Origin of the sequence: Pseudoxanthomonas composti, from assembly GCF_004122095.1 — a bacterium.
Taxonomy (GTDB): domain Bacteria; phylum Pseudomonadota; class Gammaproteobacteria; order Xanthomonadales; family Xanthomonadaceae; genus Pseudoxanthomonas_A; species Pseudoxanthomonas_A composti.
On sequence record NZ_SAWZ01000002.1, the window covers coordinates 367,722 to 384,664 of the forward strand.

General features: G+C 67.0%; 17 protein-coding genes. 6 read left to right on the forward strand and 11 right to left on the reverse strand.

The window, feature by feature from the left end:
- Positions 1 to 34 precede the first annotated feature (34 nt).
- Positions 35 to 1,483, forward strand: a complete 1,449-nt coding sequence (locus tag EPA99_RS04900; RefSeq protein ID WP_129470074.1) for a class II fumarate hydratase — start codon at positions 35 to 37, stop codon at positions 1,481 to 1,483.
- A gap of 273 nt (positions 1,484 to 1,756) precedes the next feature.
- Here EPA99_RS04900 and EPA99_RS04905 read toward each other — a convergent pair whose 3' ends face one another.
- The 8 genes from EPA99_RS04905 to EPA99_RS04940 form a co-directional block, all read right to left on the reverse strand.
- Positions 1,757 to 2,182 carry a hypothetical protein gene (locus tag EPA99_RS04905; protein ID WP_129470075.1) on the reverse strand — a complete coding sequence of 142 codons (426 nt, stop codon included), beginning with the start codon at positions 2,180 to 2,182 and terminating at the stop codon, positions 1,757 to 1,759.
- A gap of 75 nt (positions 2,183 to 2,257) precedes the next feature.
- Entirely contained in the window at positions 2,258 to 3,556 is a 1,299-nt protein-coding gene (locus EPA99_RS04910; protein ID WP_129470076.1) for a metallophosphoesterase, read from the reverse strand.
- 162 nt (positions 3,557 to 3,718) lie between these two features.
- Positions 3,719 to 4,360, reverse strand: coding sequence for a YggN family protein (locus tag EPA99_RS04915; protein ID WP_129470077.1), 642 nt, complete (start codon positions 4,358 to 4,360; stop codon positions 3,719 to 3,721).
- 40 nt (positions 4,361 to 4,400) lie between these two features.
- On the reverse strand, positions 4,401 to 5,234 hold the full coding sequence (locus EPA99_RS04920) for a DUF4097 family beta strand repeat-containing protein (protein ID WP_129470078.1): 834 nt from the start codon (positions 5,232 to 5,234) through the stop codon (positions 4,401 to 4,403).
- Positions 5,235 to 5,310: 76 nt separating this feature from the next.
- Positions 5,311 to 6,303 (reverse strand): ABC transporter permease, encoded by a 993-nt coding sequence (locus tag EPA99_RS04925; protein WP_129470079.1) that lies wholly within the window; start codon positions 6,301 to 6,303, stop codon positions 5,311 to 5,313.
- On the reverse strand, positions 6,300 to 7,160 hold the full coding sequence (locus EPA99_RS04930) for an ABC transporter ATP-binding protein (RefSeq protein WP_129470080.1): 861 nt from the start codon (positions 7,158 to 7,160) through the stop codon (positions 6,300 to 6,302). Before EPA99_RS04930 ends, EPA99_RS04925 begins: the two co-directional genes overlap by 4 nt.
- Entirely contained in the window at positions 7,157 to 7,522 is a 366-nt protein-coding gene (locus tag EPA99_RS04935; protein ID WP_129470397.1) for a GntR family transcriptional regulator, read from the reverse strand. The genes EPA99_RS04930 and EPA99_RS04935 overlap by 4 nt, the downstream gene beginning before the upstream one ends.
- Positions 7,523 to 7,527: 5 nt before the next feature.
- Positions 7,528 to 7,773: a hypothetical protein gene (locus EPA99_RS04940; protein ID WP_129470081.1), complete on the reverse strand. Its 246-nt coding sequence runs from the start codon at positions 7,771 to 7,773 to the stop codon at positions 7,528 to 7,530.
- A gap of 137 nt (positions 7,774 to 7,910) precedes the next feature.
- On the opposite strand from EPA99_RS04940, the gene EPA99_RS04945 reads away from it, so the two are divergent.
- The 5 genes from EPA99_RS04945 (at position 7,911) to EPA99_RS04965 (ending at position 11,298) form a co-directional block, all read left to right on the forward strand.
- Positions 7,911 to 8,468, forward strand: coding sequence for a glutathione peroxidase (locus tag EPA99_RS04945; RefSeq protein ID WP_129470082.1), 558 nt, complete (start codon positions 7,911 to 7,913; stop codon positions 8,466 to 8,468).
- Positions 8,469 to 8,537: 69 nt separating this feature from the next.
- Positions 8,538 to 9,470: a BamJ family beta-barrel-assembly machinery protein gene (gene bamJ, locus EPA99_RS04950; protein WP_425479161.1), complete on the forward strand. Its 933-nt coding sequence runs from the start codon at positions 8,538 to 8,540 to the stop codon at positions 9,468 to 9,470.
- A 138-nt stretch (positions 9,471 to 9,608) separates the two neighbouring features.
- A complete protein-coding gene (locus EPA99_RS04955; RefSeq protein ID WP_129470084.1) occupies positions 9,609 to 9,860 on the forward strand; it encodes a SlyX family protein in 252 nt (83 codons plus the stop codon).
- A 9-nt stretch (positions 9,861 to 9,869) separates the two neighbouring features.
- A complete protein-coding gene (locus EPA99_RS04960; RefSeq protein WP_129470085.1) occupies positions 9,870 to 10,529 on the forward strand; it encodes a DUF2058 domain-containing protein in 660 nt (219 codons plus the stop codon).
- Positions 10,530 to 10,533: 4 nt separating this feature from the next.
- Positions 10,534 to 11,298: a transporter gene (locus EPA99_RS04965; RefSeq protein ID WP_206733691.1), complete on the forward strand. Its 765-nt coding sequence runs from the start codon at positions 10,534 to 10,536 to the stop codon at positions 11,296 to 11,298.
- A gap of 507 nt (positions 11,299 to 11,805) precedes the next feature.
- Here the strand turns inward: EPA99_RS04965 and metH are convergent.
- From metH to EPA99_RS04980, 3 genes are all read right to left on the reverse strand, one after another.
- Complete coding sequence (gene metH / locus EPA99_RS04970) at positions 11,806 to 14,592, reverse strand: methionine synthase (RefSeq protein ID WP_164978565.1); 2,787 nt, start codon at positions 14,590 to 14,592, stop codon at positions 11,806 to 11,808.
- Between the two features lie 122 nt (positions 14,593 to 14,714).
- Entirely contained in the window at positions 14,715 to 15,872 is a 1,158-nt protein-coding gene (locus EPA99_RS04975; protein WP_129470087.1) for a homocysteine S-methyltransferase family protein, read from the reverse strand.
- Positions 15,869 to 16,873, reverse strand: coding sequence for an ArsR/SmtB family transcription factor (locus tag EPA99_RS04980; RefSeq protein ID WP_129470088.1), 1,005 nt, complete (start codon positions 16,871 to 16,873; stop codon positions 15,869 to 15,871). Before EPA99_RS04980 ends, EPA99_RS04975 begins: the two co-directional genes overlap by 4 nt.
- Positions 16,874 to 16,943 lie beyond the last annotated feature (70 nt).

A 16,943-nucleotide genomic window follows, 5' to 3' on the forward strand; every position in this document is an offset into this window, starting at 1 on the left:
CGCCAGCCGTGACTTTCCATCGATGGAGAACCGGATGAGCCCGAAAGACCCCACCCCCCCGAAAGCCCGCATCGCCAAGACCCGTGTCGAGCACGACAGCATGGGCGAACTGCAGGTCCCCGCCGACGCCCTGTGGGGCGCGCAGACCCAGCGTGCCGTGCAGAACTTCCCCGTCTCCGGCCGCCCGATGCCGCGCGGGTTCATCCGTGCCCTGGGCCTGATCAAGGCCGCCGCCGCCGGCGTCAACGCCGAGCTGGGACACCTGCCCCAGGACATCGCCGAGGCGGTGCGCAAGGCCGCGCTTGAAGTGGCCGATGGCCGCCACGACGGCCAGTTCCCGATCGACATCTACCAGACCGGCTCGGGCACCTCGTCCAACATGAATGCCAACGAGGTCATCGCCACCCTGGCGACCCGGCTGCTGCAGTCCGACAAAAGCGCCACGGTGCACCCCAACGATCACGTCAACCTGGGGCAGAGCTCCAACGACGTGGTGCCCACCGCGATTCGCGTCTCGGCCCAGCTGGCGGCAGTGGAAGACCTGCAGCCCGCGTTGAAGCACCTGCGCAAGACCATCGACAAGCGGGGCAAGGCCTTGGCCAAGGTCGTCAAGACCGGCCGCACCCACCTGATGGATGCCATGCCGCTGAGCTTCGGCCAGGAGTTCTCGGCCTGGTCGGCACAGCTGGCCTCGGCGCAGGCGCGCATCGACGACAGCCTCAAGCGCCTGCGCCGCCTGCCGCTGGGCGGCACCGCCATCGGCACCGGCATCAATGCCGACCCCAAGCTGGGCAAGCAGGTCGCCAAGGCGCTGGGCAAGCTGACCGGGCAGCGCTTCGAGAGCGCCGAGAACAAGTTCGAGGGCCTGGCCGCCCAGGACGATGCGGTAGAGCTGTCAGGCCAGCTCAATGCGCTGGCCGTGGCGCTGATCAAGATCGCCAACGACCTCCGCTGGATGAATGCCGGCCCCCTGGCTGGCCTGGGCGAGATCGAACTGCCGGCGCTGCAGCCGGGCAGCTCGATCATGCCGGGCAAGGTCAACCCGGTGATCCCCGAGGCGACGGTGATGGTCTGTGCGCAGGTGATGGGACACCACACCGCGATTACGGTGGCCGGGCAGACCGGCAACTTCCAGCTCAACGTGACCCTGCCGCTGATCGCGGCCAACCTGCTGGAGTCGATCCAGCTGCTGGCCAATGTCGCCCGGCTGCTGGCCGACTCGGCCATCGCCGGGCTGAAGGTGCGCGAGGACAACGTGCAGCAGGCGCTGGCGCGCAATCCGATCCTGGTGACCGCGCTGAACCCCATCATCGGCTACGAAAAGGCCGCGGCCATTGCCAAGCGCGCCTACAAGGAAGGCCGCCCGGTGCTGGACGTGGCGGCGGAGGACAGCGGGCTGTCCCTGCCGGAGTTGAAGCAGCTGCTGGACCCGGCGGCATTGACCGCGGGCGGGATCCACGGCGGCGCAGGCGGGGGCGGCTGAGCTGCGCTGGGGGTGCTGGCGGCCGCGCCGTGCAAGCGGCGTCGCCGCCCGTGCCCCCGCGGTCCGCCTCGCTCACGTAAGACGGGAAAGGGGGAACAAGAACATCGACATCCGCCGCGGCAGCGGCGGCTGTCCGGTTCCGGCTTCAGGTGCTGGAAGTAGGCGTAGTGCGGCCCCCGGAGGACGAGGCGGGTGCGGAGCCGCGTCTGTCGGTCCTTCGTCCGTTGACGCTGCCTCGCGAAGGATCGCAACGCAGGGCGTGGTGCGCTGATGTCAGCGGTATTCCATCTGCACGTTGTCGAAGCTTTCCTTGTAGGGCTTCAACGGGGAGACCTGTTGCAGGATCTGCGTCTGCAGGGCCAGAGTTTCCGCATCGGGCTGCGCCTTGACGCTGCCCGGCTTGCCGCTATTGGCCTCGGGCCCCAGGGTCTGCAGGCGCAGCATCTGCATGCGGCCGAAATACAGACGCAGCAGGGCGGTGTTATCCGGCGACTGCGGCACCTGGATGTCATCGATCTTCAGGACGCCCTGCGGGTCGATGAAGGCACTGGCCGCCGGAGCGCGGCGCATGGTCACCGCATCATTGGTGACGGCGATGCGCGGCTTCATGCGCTCCTCGCGCGAGGGGCCGGCGTTGTCGCCGCGGCCGCAGCCGACAAGCGCGATCAGGGAAAGCAGCAAGGGGATCAGGATACGCATGGCGCGATTGTAGACGCTTGGCGATTGCCAGGATGCACCAACGCGAACCGGGGCTGCGCATCGTATCGTTGGCCGTCAGTACGGCTTGGGGACCCGGTCAAGGTCTCGATACGCCTGCACCATCTCACCAAGTAGGCGCAGATCATCCATGCTCAGTGGATTGAAAGGACGCTCGCGGGCCAACGCTTTCGTCTCAAGCGCGCGCGGGATGCCGAGGTCGACAATCTTCGGAGTTCCATTATGAAACACGAGGACTTCTCGACGTGCTTCGTCGTCGTTGACATCGACCGCGATCACCCGACCGTTGTAGCTTCGCTGGATCCGCTCCACCAGCGTATGTCCTACGACGATCCGGTCGACATCGAAATGGCGTACCACGGCTTCGAGGTCGGCCTGCGTGGCTTGAGGATACATTCCATCCATCGCTTCGAAATAGCCCCTGTACTGGGTCACACCCTGATGGCTCAGGACGGCATCGAAGGCCTTCGAGCGAGCTGCGCTTCCAGCGTGCGATCCCCAGAAGTTCCGCATCGCGCCATTGAGTGAGTCGACGTCGGGTACGTTTGCGGCGACTTCCGGCGAAACCCCGCCATGCACGAACAGTGTGCGGCCCAACCTGAGGGCGACCGGCTGGGCGCGAAGCCACGCTCCAATGATGGTTTCCTCCGAGAAAGCCCGCTCGAATCCCCCCATCTGGCGTACCGCATATCGGTGATCTGGGTGCGTTCTGGAGTAGTTGCCACGAAGTACGTACTGCTCATGGTTCCCTAGGACGACGTGGACTGCGCCACCGGCCGCGTGTGCCTGCAGCGCGAGCCCATGCAGGCGCCACAGCACCGCGAAAGCCTCGCGTCCCCTGTCGACGCTGTCTCCCAGGACGACGAGATGGTTGTTTGCGAACTGCCAATCACCACCGGCATCCGTCACGCCGAGCTTGCTGAGCGCCGCATTGAGAAAGCGAAGGTTTCCTTCGAGATCGCTGATTACCGCTACGGTCGCGGGCATAGGCGCGTCTGCATCGAAGACAGGCGGCTGCTGCAGATTGAAGCGGTGAGACCTTCCTGCACAATTGATGGAGAGGACCCGGCCTTGACCGACTGATGCGTTCCGCTGGTTCTCGCAGTACCAGGTCGCCGACCACCCGCCGGCATTGCGTGAACGAACGACTGGGCCGTCCAGGAATCCAGGCATGATGACGTGCTCGCCAGTACCCGAATAGATCTGGAAGCTTGCTGACTGCTTACCCACAGGAATGCGCAGGCGCGCATGCGCGCCAGAGTCGGTAGCTCCGACCTTGGCCAAGGACAACAAAACGATGACCGTCAGCGGAATGAACAACGTGCTGATCAGGGCAAGCTTGAAGAGCCGTCTCATTTCCTGAGCACTCTGGTGCTGCCGGTCAGCGACTCTGCTGCTGTCAAACCACGACCGCAAAACGTTTTATGCGCATCCTCGTACCTTGGCATGGTGATCCCTTCCATGAGAGCGTCCAGTGATTCCTGTTCTCGGCAGGCCTGAAATCAGGTCTTCGATGCTTCAGGGCTCCCAGTCGCCGCCGTCCTTGCAGTCGTCGATGTCGTCCTTGTCCATCGTGGCATAGGGGCGAAACTCGGGCATCTTGTCGGCCAGCGATTGCTGGGCGGCGTACAGGCCGGGCAGGCGCGCGCACAGTTTCTCCACCTCAGGCTGCAGGCGGGCCTTGGCCTTGGCCTCGACCTCCTTGCCGATCTCATCCTCGGACTTGTTGCTGATCAGGCCCTTCAGCGCCGCGCCGGCCGCGTCCATGCCGATCTTGGCGCCTTCGATGCCGACGGCGATGCCGGCGGAGATCACGCCCAGCATCTGGCCCCGGTAGGCCAGCACCAGCTGCTTCTGCTCCGGCGTGGCGGCCACCGCCTTGCCGTCGATCAGCAGCTCGCCTTGCGGGGTGATCTCGGCCTTGGGCAAGTCCTTGTGGGCGTCGTCGCGGTTGAGCGAGAGGTTCTGGGTGTTGAGCTTGGTGCGCTCCTTTTCCAGCTCCTCCTTGGCCTGGTCCATGCCCTTCTGGGCTTCGTCGATGCCGTCGCTGGCGGCCTTGACCGCAGCGGTGACAGGATTGTCGGCGTTGCCGGAGCCGCCCTGGCAGGCGGACAGGATCAGGACGGTGGCCAGCAGCAGTGCGGTGCAATGGGATTTCATGAGGTCGCTCCGGGCACGAGAGGGGATTGAGCGCGAGTGGTCACTCGCGCGGCTTGCTGACCTTGCCGGCGACCGCCTCGGTGGTGATATCGCCGCTGCCCTTGCTGCGCACGGTGACATCGCCGCCGACACGGCGCGCTTCCACATCGCCCGAACCGATCGCCCCGACGCTGACGCTGCCGCGGACGTCCTCCAGGGTGACATCGCCCGAACCGACATTGCCGATCTTCACATTGCCCTGGACCTTGCCCAGGGTCAGGTCGCCCGAGCCGATGGCATCGACGCTGGCATCGCCGCGCACGTCGTTGGCATCGATATCGCCCGAGCCCACCGAGTCCAGCGTCAGGCTGCCGATCTCGCGCAGGTCCAGGTCGCCGGATCCCAGCGAGCCGCTGACGCCTGCGCGCACCTTGCTGACCTTGACATCGCCCGAGCCCACGTTCAGCCCCAGCGAGGCGACGTTGCTGATGTCCAGGTCGCCCGAACCGGCATCCAGGCGGACCTGTGTGCTGGCCGGCAGGGTGCCGGACAGCGACAGGTAGGCGTAGGTCTTGCCGAAGCTCCAGCCGCGCATGCCCTGCTGCTTGAGCGTCACCACCAGCACGTCGCCCTGCCTCTTCTGCTCGATGGTGAGGTTGGCCAGCATCGACTCCTTGCTGGCACAAGCACGGCCGCTAAGCGTGCCGCCGGCGCCGTCGGTGCCGGTCAGCCGCAGGTCGTGCTCGTTGGTCTCGAACACCACGCTGCGCACGCCGGCCAGGTCCAGGGTGAGGTTGCGCGGCGCACTGAACTCGCAGTGCGCGTCCTTGGCCGAGGCCAGTCCGGGCAGGGCCAGGGCAGCGATGGCGATCAGTGAGAAGGGGATCGGACGCATCGTTCGGTTCCTCATGAATGTTGGGAAGGGGCACCGCGATGGGTGCCCCGGTGCCTGACCTGAGGCTGCGCCTGGATCAGGCCTCGTCGCGCCAGCGGCGGGCGTAGATGGCCAGGGCGATGAAGGCCACGCCGACGGCCACGCCGATCCACAGGTCCAGGCTGGTGTAGATCCGCGGATCGGTCAGGCTGTGCAGCACCATCTGCAGGCTGTCCTCGGGGGTCCTGGCCGCGTTGAGCGCGGTCTCAGCGGTCTCGTTCTGGGCCAGGCGGGAGAACACCCAGAACCCGGGAAGCACGCTCAGCAGGCCGCGGTAGCCCACCACGTACCAGACCGAACCCAGCGGCAGGTGGATGCCGGGCAGGGCAGCCATCACGCTGATGATCAGGCAGGCCAGCAGCGGCAGCAGCACGGCCCACAGGAACGGCTTGCTCCGGGCCACGGCCGAGCACAGCATCAGCCAGCCCACCGCGGGCAGCGACCACAGCAGTCCGATCGGCAGGGTGGCCAGCATTGCGCCCAGGATGCGGAACGGGTGCGACTCGGAGAACAGGCTGGAAGCGCCTTCCAGGCCGGTGGCCGCGATGGTCGCCGCGCTCACCATCCACAGCGCCACGCCCAGCAGCATGCCGATGATCACCGAGATCAGGGGCGCCAGCAGCAGCGCCCAGGCGGCCTTGGACAGCACCGTGGCGGTGTCGGAGATCGGCAGCGACTTCCAGAATAGCGCGCTGCGGTCGCGGCGGTCGTCGTACAGGCTGCCCAAGGCGTAGAAGAACACCACGAAGGCCAGCACCGAGCCGGTGATGCCGTTGCCCAGCATCAACATCACATCGCCCACAGCGGCGAAGGAGCCGGTGATTTCCGTGTCGCCGCGGTGCATCTCCAGGTCCTGCGAGCGCAGCTGGATCACCCCGACCACCGCCATCAGCGCCGAGAGCACCACGACGATCGTGCCGGTGATCACCTGCGCCCAGACGAATCCGCCGCGGTTTTCCCAGTATTCGCGCTTCAACAACCACAGGAAGGTGTTGGCCGGGCTCCCGGCCTTGGTGGCGATGGCATTCATGCGTAGGTTCCTTTCATGACGGCGACGAACAGGTCGGCCAGGCCGGGGTTGCGGGTTTCGCCGAAGCTGGTCAGCTGCGAGCGCGGGACGCCGTCGAACAGCATCACGGTCTTGCCGAAGGGCAGGGCGCGCTCGTCGATGGGCTTCATGACGCGGGCGGCCGCGGCCTGCTCGGCCGAGACCAGCACCTCGGTGTAGCGCTCGGCGACCTCGTCCATCTCCGCGGTCAGCACGACCCGGCCATCGCGGATGAACATGACATCGGTGAGGATGTGCTCGATCTCCTCCACCTGGTGGGTGGTGACGATGATCGTCTTCTGCTCGTCGAAGTAGTCCTCCAGCAGGCGCTGGTAGAACTCCTTGCGATACAGGATGTCCAGGCCCAGGGTGGGTTCGTCCAGCACCAGGATGCGGGCATCGATGGCCATCACCAGCGCCAGGTGCAGCTGCACGATCATGCCCTTGGACATCTCGCGCACCCGCAGCTTGGGGCTGAGCTGGGTGTTGGCCAAAAAGCGCTCGCACTTGGCGCGGTCGAAGCGCGGATGCACGCCGGCCACGAAGTCGATCGCCTCCCTGACCCGGATCCAGCGCGGCAGCACGGCGACGTCGGCGATGAAGCAGACCTCGCGCATCAGCGCATCGCGCTGCGTGCGCGGGTCCTTGCCCAGCACCTTCATTTCGCCGTCGAAGGAGGTCAGGCCCAGCAGCGCCTTCAGCGCCGTGGTCTTGCCGGCGCCGTTGGGGCCGATCAGGCCGACGATGCGGCCGGGCTGGATCTCGAAGGCGGCGTCGTTCAGCGCGACCTTGTTCTTGTAGACCTTGCGCAGGCCCTGGGCGCTCACTACTGCGGTCATTTCGTGTCTCCCAGTGAATCGAGCAGCTCCTGGGTCGACAGCCCCAGGCGCTGGATGCGTTCGGCCACGCCGGGCCACTCTTCGGTCAGGAAACGCTCGCGCTCGTTGCCGAGCAGCTTCTTGGCCGCTTCTTCGGTCACGAACATGCCCAGCCCGCGGCGCTTCTCCACCAGGCCCTCGTCGGCCAGTTCCTGGTAGGCGCGTGAGACGGTGATGGGGTTGAGCTGGTACTCGGAGGCCACATGGCGCACCGAATCGAGGGCATCGCCGGGCTTGAGCACGCCGTCGAGCATCATGGCAATCACCTTTTCCTTAAGCTGTCGGTAGATGGGAGCGCCGTCGCTCCACTGCACGGAAGTCATCATGGTCAGCTCCGTGAGCGCAGCATTTGGGCGAATGAGAAGTAAGGCATGGAGAGGGATCCTCGCTTGCGTGTCGGGGTTCGCGCGGGGTCGACCAGATCCTCGGCCTTTTCCAGAATGTCCGCCTCGCTCGCGCGGATCGGGCTGGCGCCGTCTCCACGCTCAGGCTTTCCCTGAACCAGCAGCCCCAGTGTGAGCAGCGTTGCGGCGGCCAGGGCGACCGTCGAACTGTTCAGCGTGGTGTTTTGCATGAGGCACTCCCGCGTTGGGTAAGTGGTGTTGTATTGAACTATAACACCAGAACGGAGGGTGTCAACACCTTTTTGGTGGTCAGTGGCAAGCCGCTGGAGGCATACTCGCGTTCCCGTTCCTCACAGGTCTCCGCACGATGCGCAAGGTATTGAAAACACTGGCCTTCACCCTGCTCATGGGCCTGGCTGGAGGAGCCGCTGCAGAGGGGTTGCTGGACCATGACTACCGCCCGCTGGCCGGCAAGGGCGAGGTGAACCTGAAGCAGAAGTACGGCGGCGAAGTGCTGCTGGTGGTCAACACCGCCAGCAAGTGCGGCTACACCCCGCAGTACGAAGGCCTGGAGGCGCTCAACAAGAAGTACGCCGCCAAGGGCTTCAATGTGCTGGGCTTTCCGTCCAACGACTTCAAGGGCCAGGAGCCGGGCGAAGAAGCGCAGATCCAGGAGTTCTGCACGCTGACCTACGGCGTGAAGTTCCCCATGTTCCAGAAGGTCAGCGTGCTTGGGGACAACGCCACGCCGCTGTACAAGGAGCTGACCCGCGCTACTGGCGTTGCGCCGGGCTGGAACTTCCACAAGTACCTGATCGGGCGAGATGGCAAGGTCATCGGCCAGTTCCCCAGCAAGGTCACGCCCGACGATCCGGCGCTGGTCGCGGCGATCGAGAAGGCGCTGGCCCAGCCCAAGCCGCGCTGATCCTCACGCGCGTGCGACAATGCGCCGGTGCGTCGCGCCGGCGGCGCTTGTTCAATCACAGGAAATCGCATGATGGCGTCAGTCGGTAAGTGGGTCGCGGCCGCGGCCGTTTCAGTTTCGTTGATGGGAGGAAGTGCGTTGGCGCAGGACAAGACATCGTTGACCAGCGAGAAGGACAAGGTCAGCTACGCGATCGGCCTGGACGTGGGTCGTTCGTTCGAGCCGGTGGCCCCCTTCCTCGACGTGGCGGCGTTCAAGCGCGGCGTGCAGACCATCTTCAAGGGCGGCCAGCCCACGCAGACCGAAGAGCAGGCCAAGGCCGCCGACGCGGCGCTGCGCCAGAACATCGCCGCAGGCCAGGGCCAGCGCCAGCAGGGCATGCCGCCAGGCATGTCGCCGCCGGCGGTGGACAAGGAACAGGTCGGACTGATGCTGGGTGAGCGCGCGGTCGGCCCGTCGCTGGCGCCGCTGAAGGACGAGGTGGATCTGGACGTGCTGGTGCAGGCGATGCAGACCCAGTTCTCCAAGGGCACGGCACTGCTGAGCGACGCCGAGGCACAGGCGACCATGCAGGCCTTCATCGCCAGCCGCCAGCAGCGCATGGGCGAGAAGAACCGCACCGAGGGCGCCGCGTTCCTGTCCAAGAACAAGACCGAGAAGGGCGTGGTGACCACGCCGTCGGGCCTGCAGTACAGCGTGCTGCGCCAGGGCAGCGGCGAGCGTCCGACGGCCACCAGCCGCGTGCGCGTGAACTACGAGGGCAAGCTGCTGGACGGCACCGTCTTCGATAGCTCCTACAAGCGTGGCCAGCCGGCCGAGTTCGGTCTGAACCAAGTGATCGCCGGCTGGACCGAAGGGCTGTCGCTGATGCCGGTCGGCTCCAAGTACCGCTTCTGGATTCCCTCGCAGCTGGGCTACGGCGCCGAGGGCGCCCCGGGCGGCACCATCGGCCCGGACGCGATGCTGACCTTCGATGTCGAGCTGATGGGCATCGTGCAGTAAGCAGCAGGCGTGTGCCGCTGCCGATGCATCGATCGCAGCTGTCGCGCCCCAGGGCCGGCCCCGTGCCGGCCCTGATCGATTTCCCCGCCTCGCCATCGACGGCGATGCGCAACGCAAGCGGAAGAGGCCGCACCGTGCATGGCATCTGATCTGTTCGGGTTGACCACCCCGGTGCCGGACGAGCCGCTGGAGCAGCGGCTGGTCGAACTGGAGACCCGCCTGGCGTTCCAGGAGCATGCGCTGGGCGAGCTGAGCGATGCGCTGGCCGAATCGCGTGCCGAGAGCCAGCGCAATGCCATCCTGCTGCAGCATCTGCTGGAAGACCTGCGCAAGGTGCGCTCCAGCCTGGATTCCGACCCGGCGGACGAACCCCCGCCGCCGCACTACTGATAGACCGTCATGACTGATTCGCTCCGCGACCAGCTGCTGGGCCTGGGCTTCAAGCCGGCGCCCAAGCCAGAGCGCAAACCCGAACACAAGCCGCGCGCGGGTGCCCCGCACGCCGGCAAGCCCCATGCGGGCAAGCCCAATCCCGGCAACACCAGCCATCCGCAGCAGCGCCGCGGCAAGCCCGGCGGCGGGCAGGGTGGCAGGCCGGCGCAAGCACAAGGGCAGCAGAAGCCGCGCAGCCGCGAGGACATCGACCTGGCCAAGGCCTACGCCATCCGCGCCCAGCGCGAGAAGGAAGAGCGGATCGAGGCCGAGCGGGTCAAGCAGGAAGAGGCGCGCCTGCGTCGCGAGGCCCGCGCCAAGCTCGAAGAACTGCTCAAGGACAAGGGCCTGAACGACCCGGCCGCCGACATCGCGCGCCATTTCCCTTACGGCGGCAAGATCAAGCGCATCTATGTCACCGCCGAACAGCTCAAGGCGCTCAACGCCGGCGAGCTGGGCGTGGTGCAGCAGAACGGGCGCTACCTGCTGGTGACCGCGGCGCTGCTGGCGCAGGCCGAAGCGGTGTTCGCCCCCTGCGTGGCGCTCAAGGTCGATCCCAACGCGCCTGCCGAGGCGGACCCGTATGCCGACCCGCAGTACCAGGTGCCGGACGATCTGGTGTGGTGAGGCGATGAGGACCGCTTCGATTATCAGGCGCTTGCCGGCCGGCATGCTGTTGCTTGGCCTGGCATCGAGCGCGTGGGCCGACGATGAGCTCTCCTTCGATCGCCCGGGCATTCCCTTTGCCGCCTCGACCCTGCCCGCAGGCGGTTTTGCCTGGGAACAGGGCCTGCCGAGCGTCAGTTTCGACCGCAGCCAGGGCACGATCAGCCGCGAGTACGTGGCCGACACCGTGCTGCGTTTTGGCCTGGCCGAGCGCGTGGAACTGCAGCTGTCCAACGACAGCCAGGTCTGGCTGCGCGACAGCGGCGCTGAGCCGCAGCGCGGGCACGGCGCCGGCGATGCCGCCATTGGGGTGAAGGTGGCGCTGCCCTCGCGCAGCGACGACTTCGCCTGGGCAGTGCTGGCCACCGCTTCGGTGCCGACCGGGCGCGAACCTTACGGCAGTGGCGATCACCTGCAGACCCTGGCGACCACCTTGTCCTGGGAACTGCCGCAGGACCGCGCGCTGGCCGTGTATGCCGATGTCAGCCACGCCGATGCCGGCGACAGCTGGACCCTGGCGGCCAACTACACCTTCGTGTCGCATCAGGCCTGGCAGGCCTATGTGGAAGCCGGCGTGGGCCACGGTGAGGAGAGCACGCAAGGCGTCGGCGCGGGCGTTGCCTGGATGTTGGGCGAACACGTGCAGCTGGATTGCTCGCTGCTGCGTGGCATCGGTCATGACGCGTCCGACTGGCAGGGCGGGGTCGGCATCGCGTTCGGCTTTCTCTGATCGGCTTGGCTAGCCGACGCGCTTGCCGCGGGCGGGCGTGATCCAGCCGCCGCTGTCGGTGGACCGGCGTACGCGCATCCGGTCCTGAGGCGGGGATCGGTTGGCGCCGCGTGTGACGGGCGATCCTCGCCTCGCTCGTCATCTCACCCATGGCATCGGGGAGTCTCCAGACCCAAGGGACCTTGTGGGAGCGGCTGCAGCCGCGAAGAGGCTTGCCCCGGGGAACGCCCCTTCGCGGCTGAAGCCGCTCTCACAGCGAGCCGCTCTCACAGCGAGCCGCTTCCACAGCGAGCTGTTCCCACGGGGCGAATGCGCACACGGATCGATCGTGGCGAAGTCGGGGGGCCGCTCCAGCCGGGGGGCTTGCCGGAGATGTCGCTTCGCCGCAAGGCCAAAGGCCAGCTAGGGCGGCCTCCGACAGCATGAAGCCAAGGTGGTTCGTGGTGCCCATCAGGCCGACATGCACCGTGCCGCACGCGCACGCGCACGCGGACGCGCGGGCGCCCGCTACTCGGGGTCGTAATCCAGATTCGAGGCCAGCCAGCGCTCGACCTGCGCCAGCTCCACGCCCTTGCGCCTGGCGTAGTCCAGTGCCTGTTCCTTGGACACGCGGCCGATCACGAAGTACTGCGACTTGGGGTGGCTGAAGTAGTAGCCGGACACTGCCGCGGTCGGCAGCATGGCGAAGCTCTCGGTCAGGGTCATGCCGGCGTTGCCGGGCGCGTCGAGCAGGTCGAACAGCAGGCCTTTCTCGCTATGCTCGGGACAGGCCGGATAGCCGGGCGCCGGACGGATGCCGCGGTACTTCTCGGCGATCAGCGCCTCGTTGTCCAACGCCTCGGCCGCCTCGTAGCCCCAGAACTCGGTGCGCACGCGCTGGTGCAGGCGCTCGGCCAGGGCCTCGGCCAGGCGATCGGCCAACGCCTTGAGCAGGATCGCGTTGTAGTCGTCGTGCGCGGCCTCGAAACGCGCCACGTGCGCATCGATGCCGATGCCGGCGGTGACCGCGAACGCGCCGATCCAGTCCTGCTTGCCGCTGTCCTTCGGCGCGATGAAATCGGCCAGACAGAAGTTCGGCCGATCGGCCGGCTTGTCGACCTGCTGGCGCAGGAAGTGGAGCCGGGACCGGGGACCGGGGACCGGGGACCCGGGAGAATCAGGGGCGGAAGCAGGCGCTGCACTTGGGCTTGCTGTTCCCGGGTCCCCGGTCCCCGGTCCCCGGTCCCGGCTCCACATGATCTCCACATCATCCCCCACGCTATTGGCCGGCCACAGCCCGAACACGGCCTTGGCGGTCAGCCATTTCTCCTCGACGATCTGCCTGAGCATCGCCTGCGCATCGCGGAACAGCTCGCTGGCCTGCGCGCCGACCACCGCGTCGGTCAGGATGGCCGGGTACTTGCCGAACAGCTCCCAGGCGTTGAAGAACGGCGTCCAGTCGACGTAGTCCACCAGCTCGGCCAGCGGATAGTCGTCCAGGACGGTGAGGCCGGGGGTGTTCGGCGCGGGCGGGGTGTAGTGCTCCCAGCCGCCGTCGAACTTCTGCCCGCGTGCCTTGCCCAGGGTCACCAGGCGCTTGGCGTCGCCGCGGTTCTTGTGGCGAGCGCGGATCTCGGCGTAGTCGGCGTCGTTGGCGGCGACGAAGGCGCTGCGCATGTCGCGCGAGATCAGCGACTGGGCCACGCCGACCGCGCGCGAGGCGTCCTTGACCCAGATCGTCGGCGCGCTGTAGTGCGGGTCGATCTTCAGCGCGGTATGCGCGCGCGAGGTGGTGGCCCCGCCGATCATCAGTGGCATCTGGAAGCCCTGGCGCTGCATCTCGCGGGCGACGTGGGTCATCTCCTCCAGCGAGGGGGTGATCAGCCCGGACAGGCCGATGATGTCGGCCTGCTCGGCGCGGGCGCGGTCCAGGATGGTCTGCGTGGGCACCATGACCCCCAGGTCGACCACCTCGAAGTTGTTGCAGGCCAGGACCACGCCGACGATGTTCTTGCCGATGTCGTGCACGTCGCCCTTGACCGTGGCCATGATGATCTTGCCGTTGGACTTGCCGACATCGCCGGTGCGCAGCTTTTCCTCTTCGATGTAGGGCAGCAGGTAGGCCACGGCCTTCTTCATCACCCGTGCGGACTTGACCACCTGCGGCAGGAACATCTTGCCGGCGCCGAACAGGTCGCCGACCACGTTCATGCCGTCCATCAGCGGACCCTCGATCACGTCCAGGGGGCGGGTGGCCTGGGTGCGGGCCTCCTCGGTATCGGTCTCCACGTAGGCATCGATGCCGTTGACCAGGGCGTGGGCCAGGCGCTCGCGCACCGACTTCTCGCGCCAGGCAAGGTCCTCGACCTTCTTCTCGCCCTTCTTGCCCTTGTACCGCTCCGCGATGTCCAGCAGGCGCTCGGTGCCGTCCTTGCGGCGGTTGAGGATCACGTCCTCCACGCGCTCGCGCAGCTCCGGGTCCAGGTCGTCGTAGATCGGCAGCGCGCCGGCGTTGACGATGCCCATGTCCATGCCGGCCTTGATGGCGTGGTACAGGAACACCGAATGGATCGCCGCGCGCACGGTCTCGTTGCCGCGGAAGGAGAAGGACACGTTGGACACGCCGCCGGAGACATGGCAGTGCGGCAGGGTGTCCTTGATGATGCGCGTGGCCTGGATGAAGTCCACCGCGTAGTTGTCGTGCTCCTCGATGCCGGTGGCCACGGCGAAGATGTTGGGGTCGAAGATGATGTCTTCGGGCGGGAAGCCGACCTGCTCGGTGAGGATGCGGTAGGCGCGGGTGCAGATCTCCACCTTGCGCGCGCAGGTGTCGGCCTGGCCGGTCTCGTCGAAGGCCATCACCACCGCGGCCGCGCCGTAGCGCAGCACCTTGCGGGCGTGCTCGATGAACTGCGCCTCGCCTTCCTTGAGCGAGATCGAGTTGACCACGCCCTTGCCCTGCAGGCACTGCAGGCCGGCCTCGATCACGCTCCACTTGGAGCTGTCCACCATCACCGGGATGCGGGCGATGTCCGGCTCGGACGCGATCAGGTTGAGAAAGCGCACCATCGCCTTCTCCGAGTCGATCAGGCCCTCGTCCATGTTGACGTCCAGGATCTGCGCGCCGTTCTCGACCTGCTGGCGGGCGACCTCCACGGCCTCCTCGTAGCGCTCTTCCTTGATCATCTTGCGGAACTGCGCGCTGCCGGTGACGTTGGTGCGCTCACCCACGTTGACGAACAGCAGCTGCGGCGTGATGACCAGCGGCTCCAGGCCGGACAGGCGGGTGTAGCGGGGCGAGGGCGGGATGGGCATGGGCTCGGGGATTGGGAAGGCGAGGAGCGAGTAACGAGAAACGAGGAACGAGGAACGAGAAACGAGGAACGAGGAACGAGAAACGAGAAACGAGAAACGAGTGAAGGCGGGCGAAGAGCGGACTAGGCTTCGGTGGTCTCTCGTTCCTCGTTCCTCTCCACTCGTTCCTCTCGCAGCGCACGCGGCGCCAGTCCGGCCACGGCCTGGGCGATGGCGCGGATGTGTTCCGGCGAGCTGCCGCAGCAGCCGCCCACCAGGTTGAGCAAGCCGGCGGTGGCGAACTCGTGCAAGGTCTCGGCCATTTCCTCCGGCGTCTCGTCGTACTCGCCGAAGGCGTTGGGCAGGCCGGCGTTGGGGTGGGCGCTGATGTAGCAGTCGGCCACGTTGGACAGCGTCTCGATGTGCGGGCGCAGGTCGCGCGCGCCCAGCGCGCAGTTCAGGCCGATCGACAGCGGGCGCGCATGCATCAGCGAGGTATAGAACGCCTCGGCGGTCTGCCCGGACAGCGTGCGCCCTGAGGCATCGGTGATGGTGCCGGAGATCATCACCGGCAGCCGCGCGCCACGCGCGTCGAAGACTTCTTCGATGGCGAACAGCGCGGCCTTGGCGTTGAGCGTGTCGAAGATGGTCTCGACCATGAGCGTGTCGGCGCCGCCGTCGATCAGGCCTTCCACCGCCTCGCGATAGGTCTCGCGCAGCGCATCGAAACTGGTGTTGCGAAAGCCGGGGTCGTTGACGTCCGGGCTGATGGAGGCGGTGCGGCTGGTGGGGCCGAGCACGCCGATGACGAAGCGCGGCTTGTCCGGCGTGGTGGCCTCGATGGCATCGCAGCAGGCGCGGGCGATGCGGGCGCCTTCGCGGTTCAACTCGTAGACCAGGTGCTCCAGGTGATAGTCGGCCTGGCTGACCGAGGTCGCGTTGAAGGTGTTGGTTTCCACCAGGTCCGCGCCGGCCTCCAGGTAGGCCGTGTGCACGCCGGCGATCACCTGCGGATTGCTGAGCAGCAGCAGGTCGTTGTTGCCCTTCAGGTCATGACCGTGGTCGCAGCCAGGACCATGCACATGGCCCTCGACCACATGCTGGGCATCGAAGCCACCAGCGAAGCGCTCGCCGCGGTAGTCGGTCTCTTCCAGCCTGTGCCGCTGGATCATGGTGCCCATGGCGCCATCGATGATCAGGATGCGGCTGGCCAGCGCGTCCAGCAGCAGCTGGGTGCGGTGGGGGTTGTGCCAGGGCAATGCGCCGGGACCGGGGGCCGGGGAAACGGCGGAAGCGTTCATGGGCGTGCTCCAGGTGTCGCGTTTGCTTTTGCTTTCCCGGGTCCCGGGTCCCCGGTCCCCAGTCCCGGCTCCCCAGGCTTGGTGCAGGTGAGCGAGATCACCTCGAAATGCGGCGGCCGGCGCTCGCGCGTGACCACCTGCGTATTGGCGATCTGCAGGCCGGCCTCCTCGGCAAAGCGCAGCAGTTCCTGCTCGCTGAAACCCAGGTTGACGTGGCCGTAGGCGTTCACCACCGACTGGTGCTCATGCTTGTTCAGGCTGGACAGCAGCAGCTTGCCGCCGGGGCGCAGCACGCGTGCGGCCTCGGCCACGGCCTTGGCGGGTTGGTCGGAATAGGTCAGGGCGTGCATCAGCACGACCAGGTCGAAGGTGCCGTCCTCGAAGGGCAGGGCGTGCATGTCGCCTTCGCGCACTTCGACGTTGGGGAAGCGGCGCAGGCGCTCGCCGGCCGCCGCGACCACGCGCGCACTGGTGTCCACGCAGACATAGCGGTGCGAGTGCGGGGAGAGCAGTTCGGCCAGCACGCCATCGCCCGAAGCGATGTCCAGCACGTCGCCGGTGTGCAGCAGGGGCAGCGCGGTGCGCGCCAGCGCCTCCCAGGTGCGGCCAGGCGAATAATGCCGCTCCATGTCGCCGGCCACGCTGTCGGCCCAGTTCTGGGTAGCCGCGCGCGCGGCCAGGACTTCGGCGGTACGCTCGGCGTCCTGGCGCAGCAGCGGGTCGTCGCTGCCGTCGCGCAGGCTGCGCCAGAGCTCGCGCTGGGCCAGGTCCAGGTTGTCCTCGTCGAAGCGGTAGTAGGCCGACACGCCGGCACGGCGGTCGCGCACCAGGCCGGCGTCCTTGAGCTTGGCCAGATGGGTGGACACGCGCGGCTGCGCCAGGCGGGTGATGGCCGACAGCTCGGCCACGGTGAGCTCCTCGCTGGCCAGCAGGGCCAGCAGGCGCACCCGGGTGGCGTCGGCGAAGACTTTCAGGCGCGCCGACCAGGCTTCCAGATCCATAAATATCTCTATATCGCGATATGGAGATATTTTCGTCCCCGCTCCGTCTTTGGTCAACTGCATACGCCAG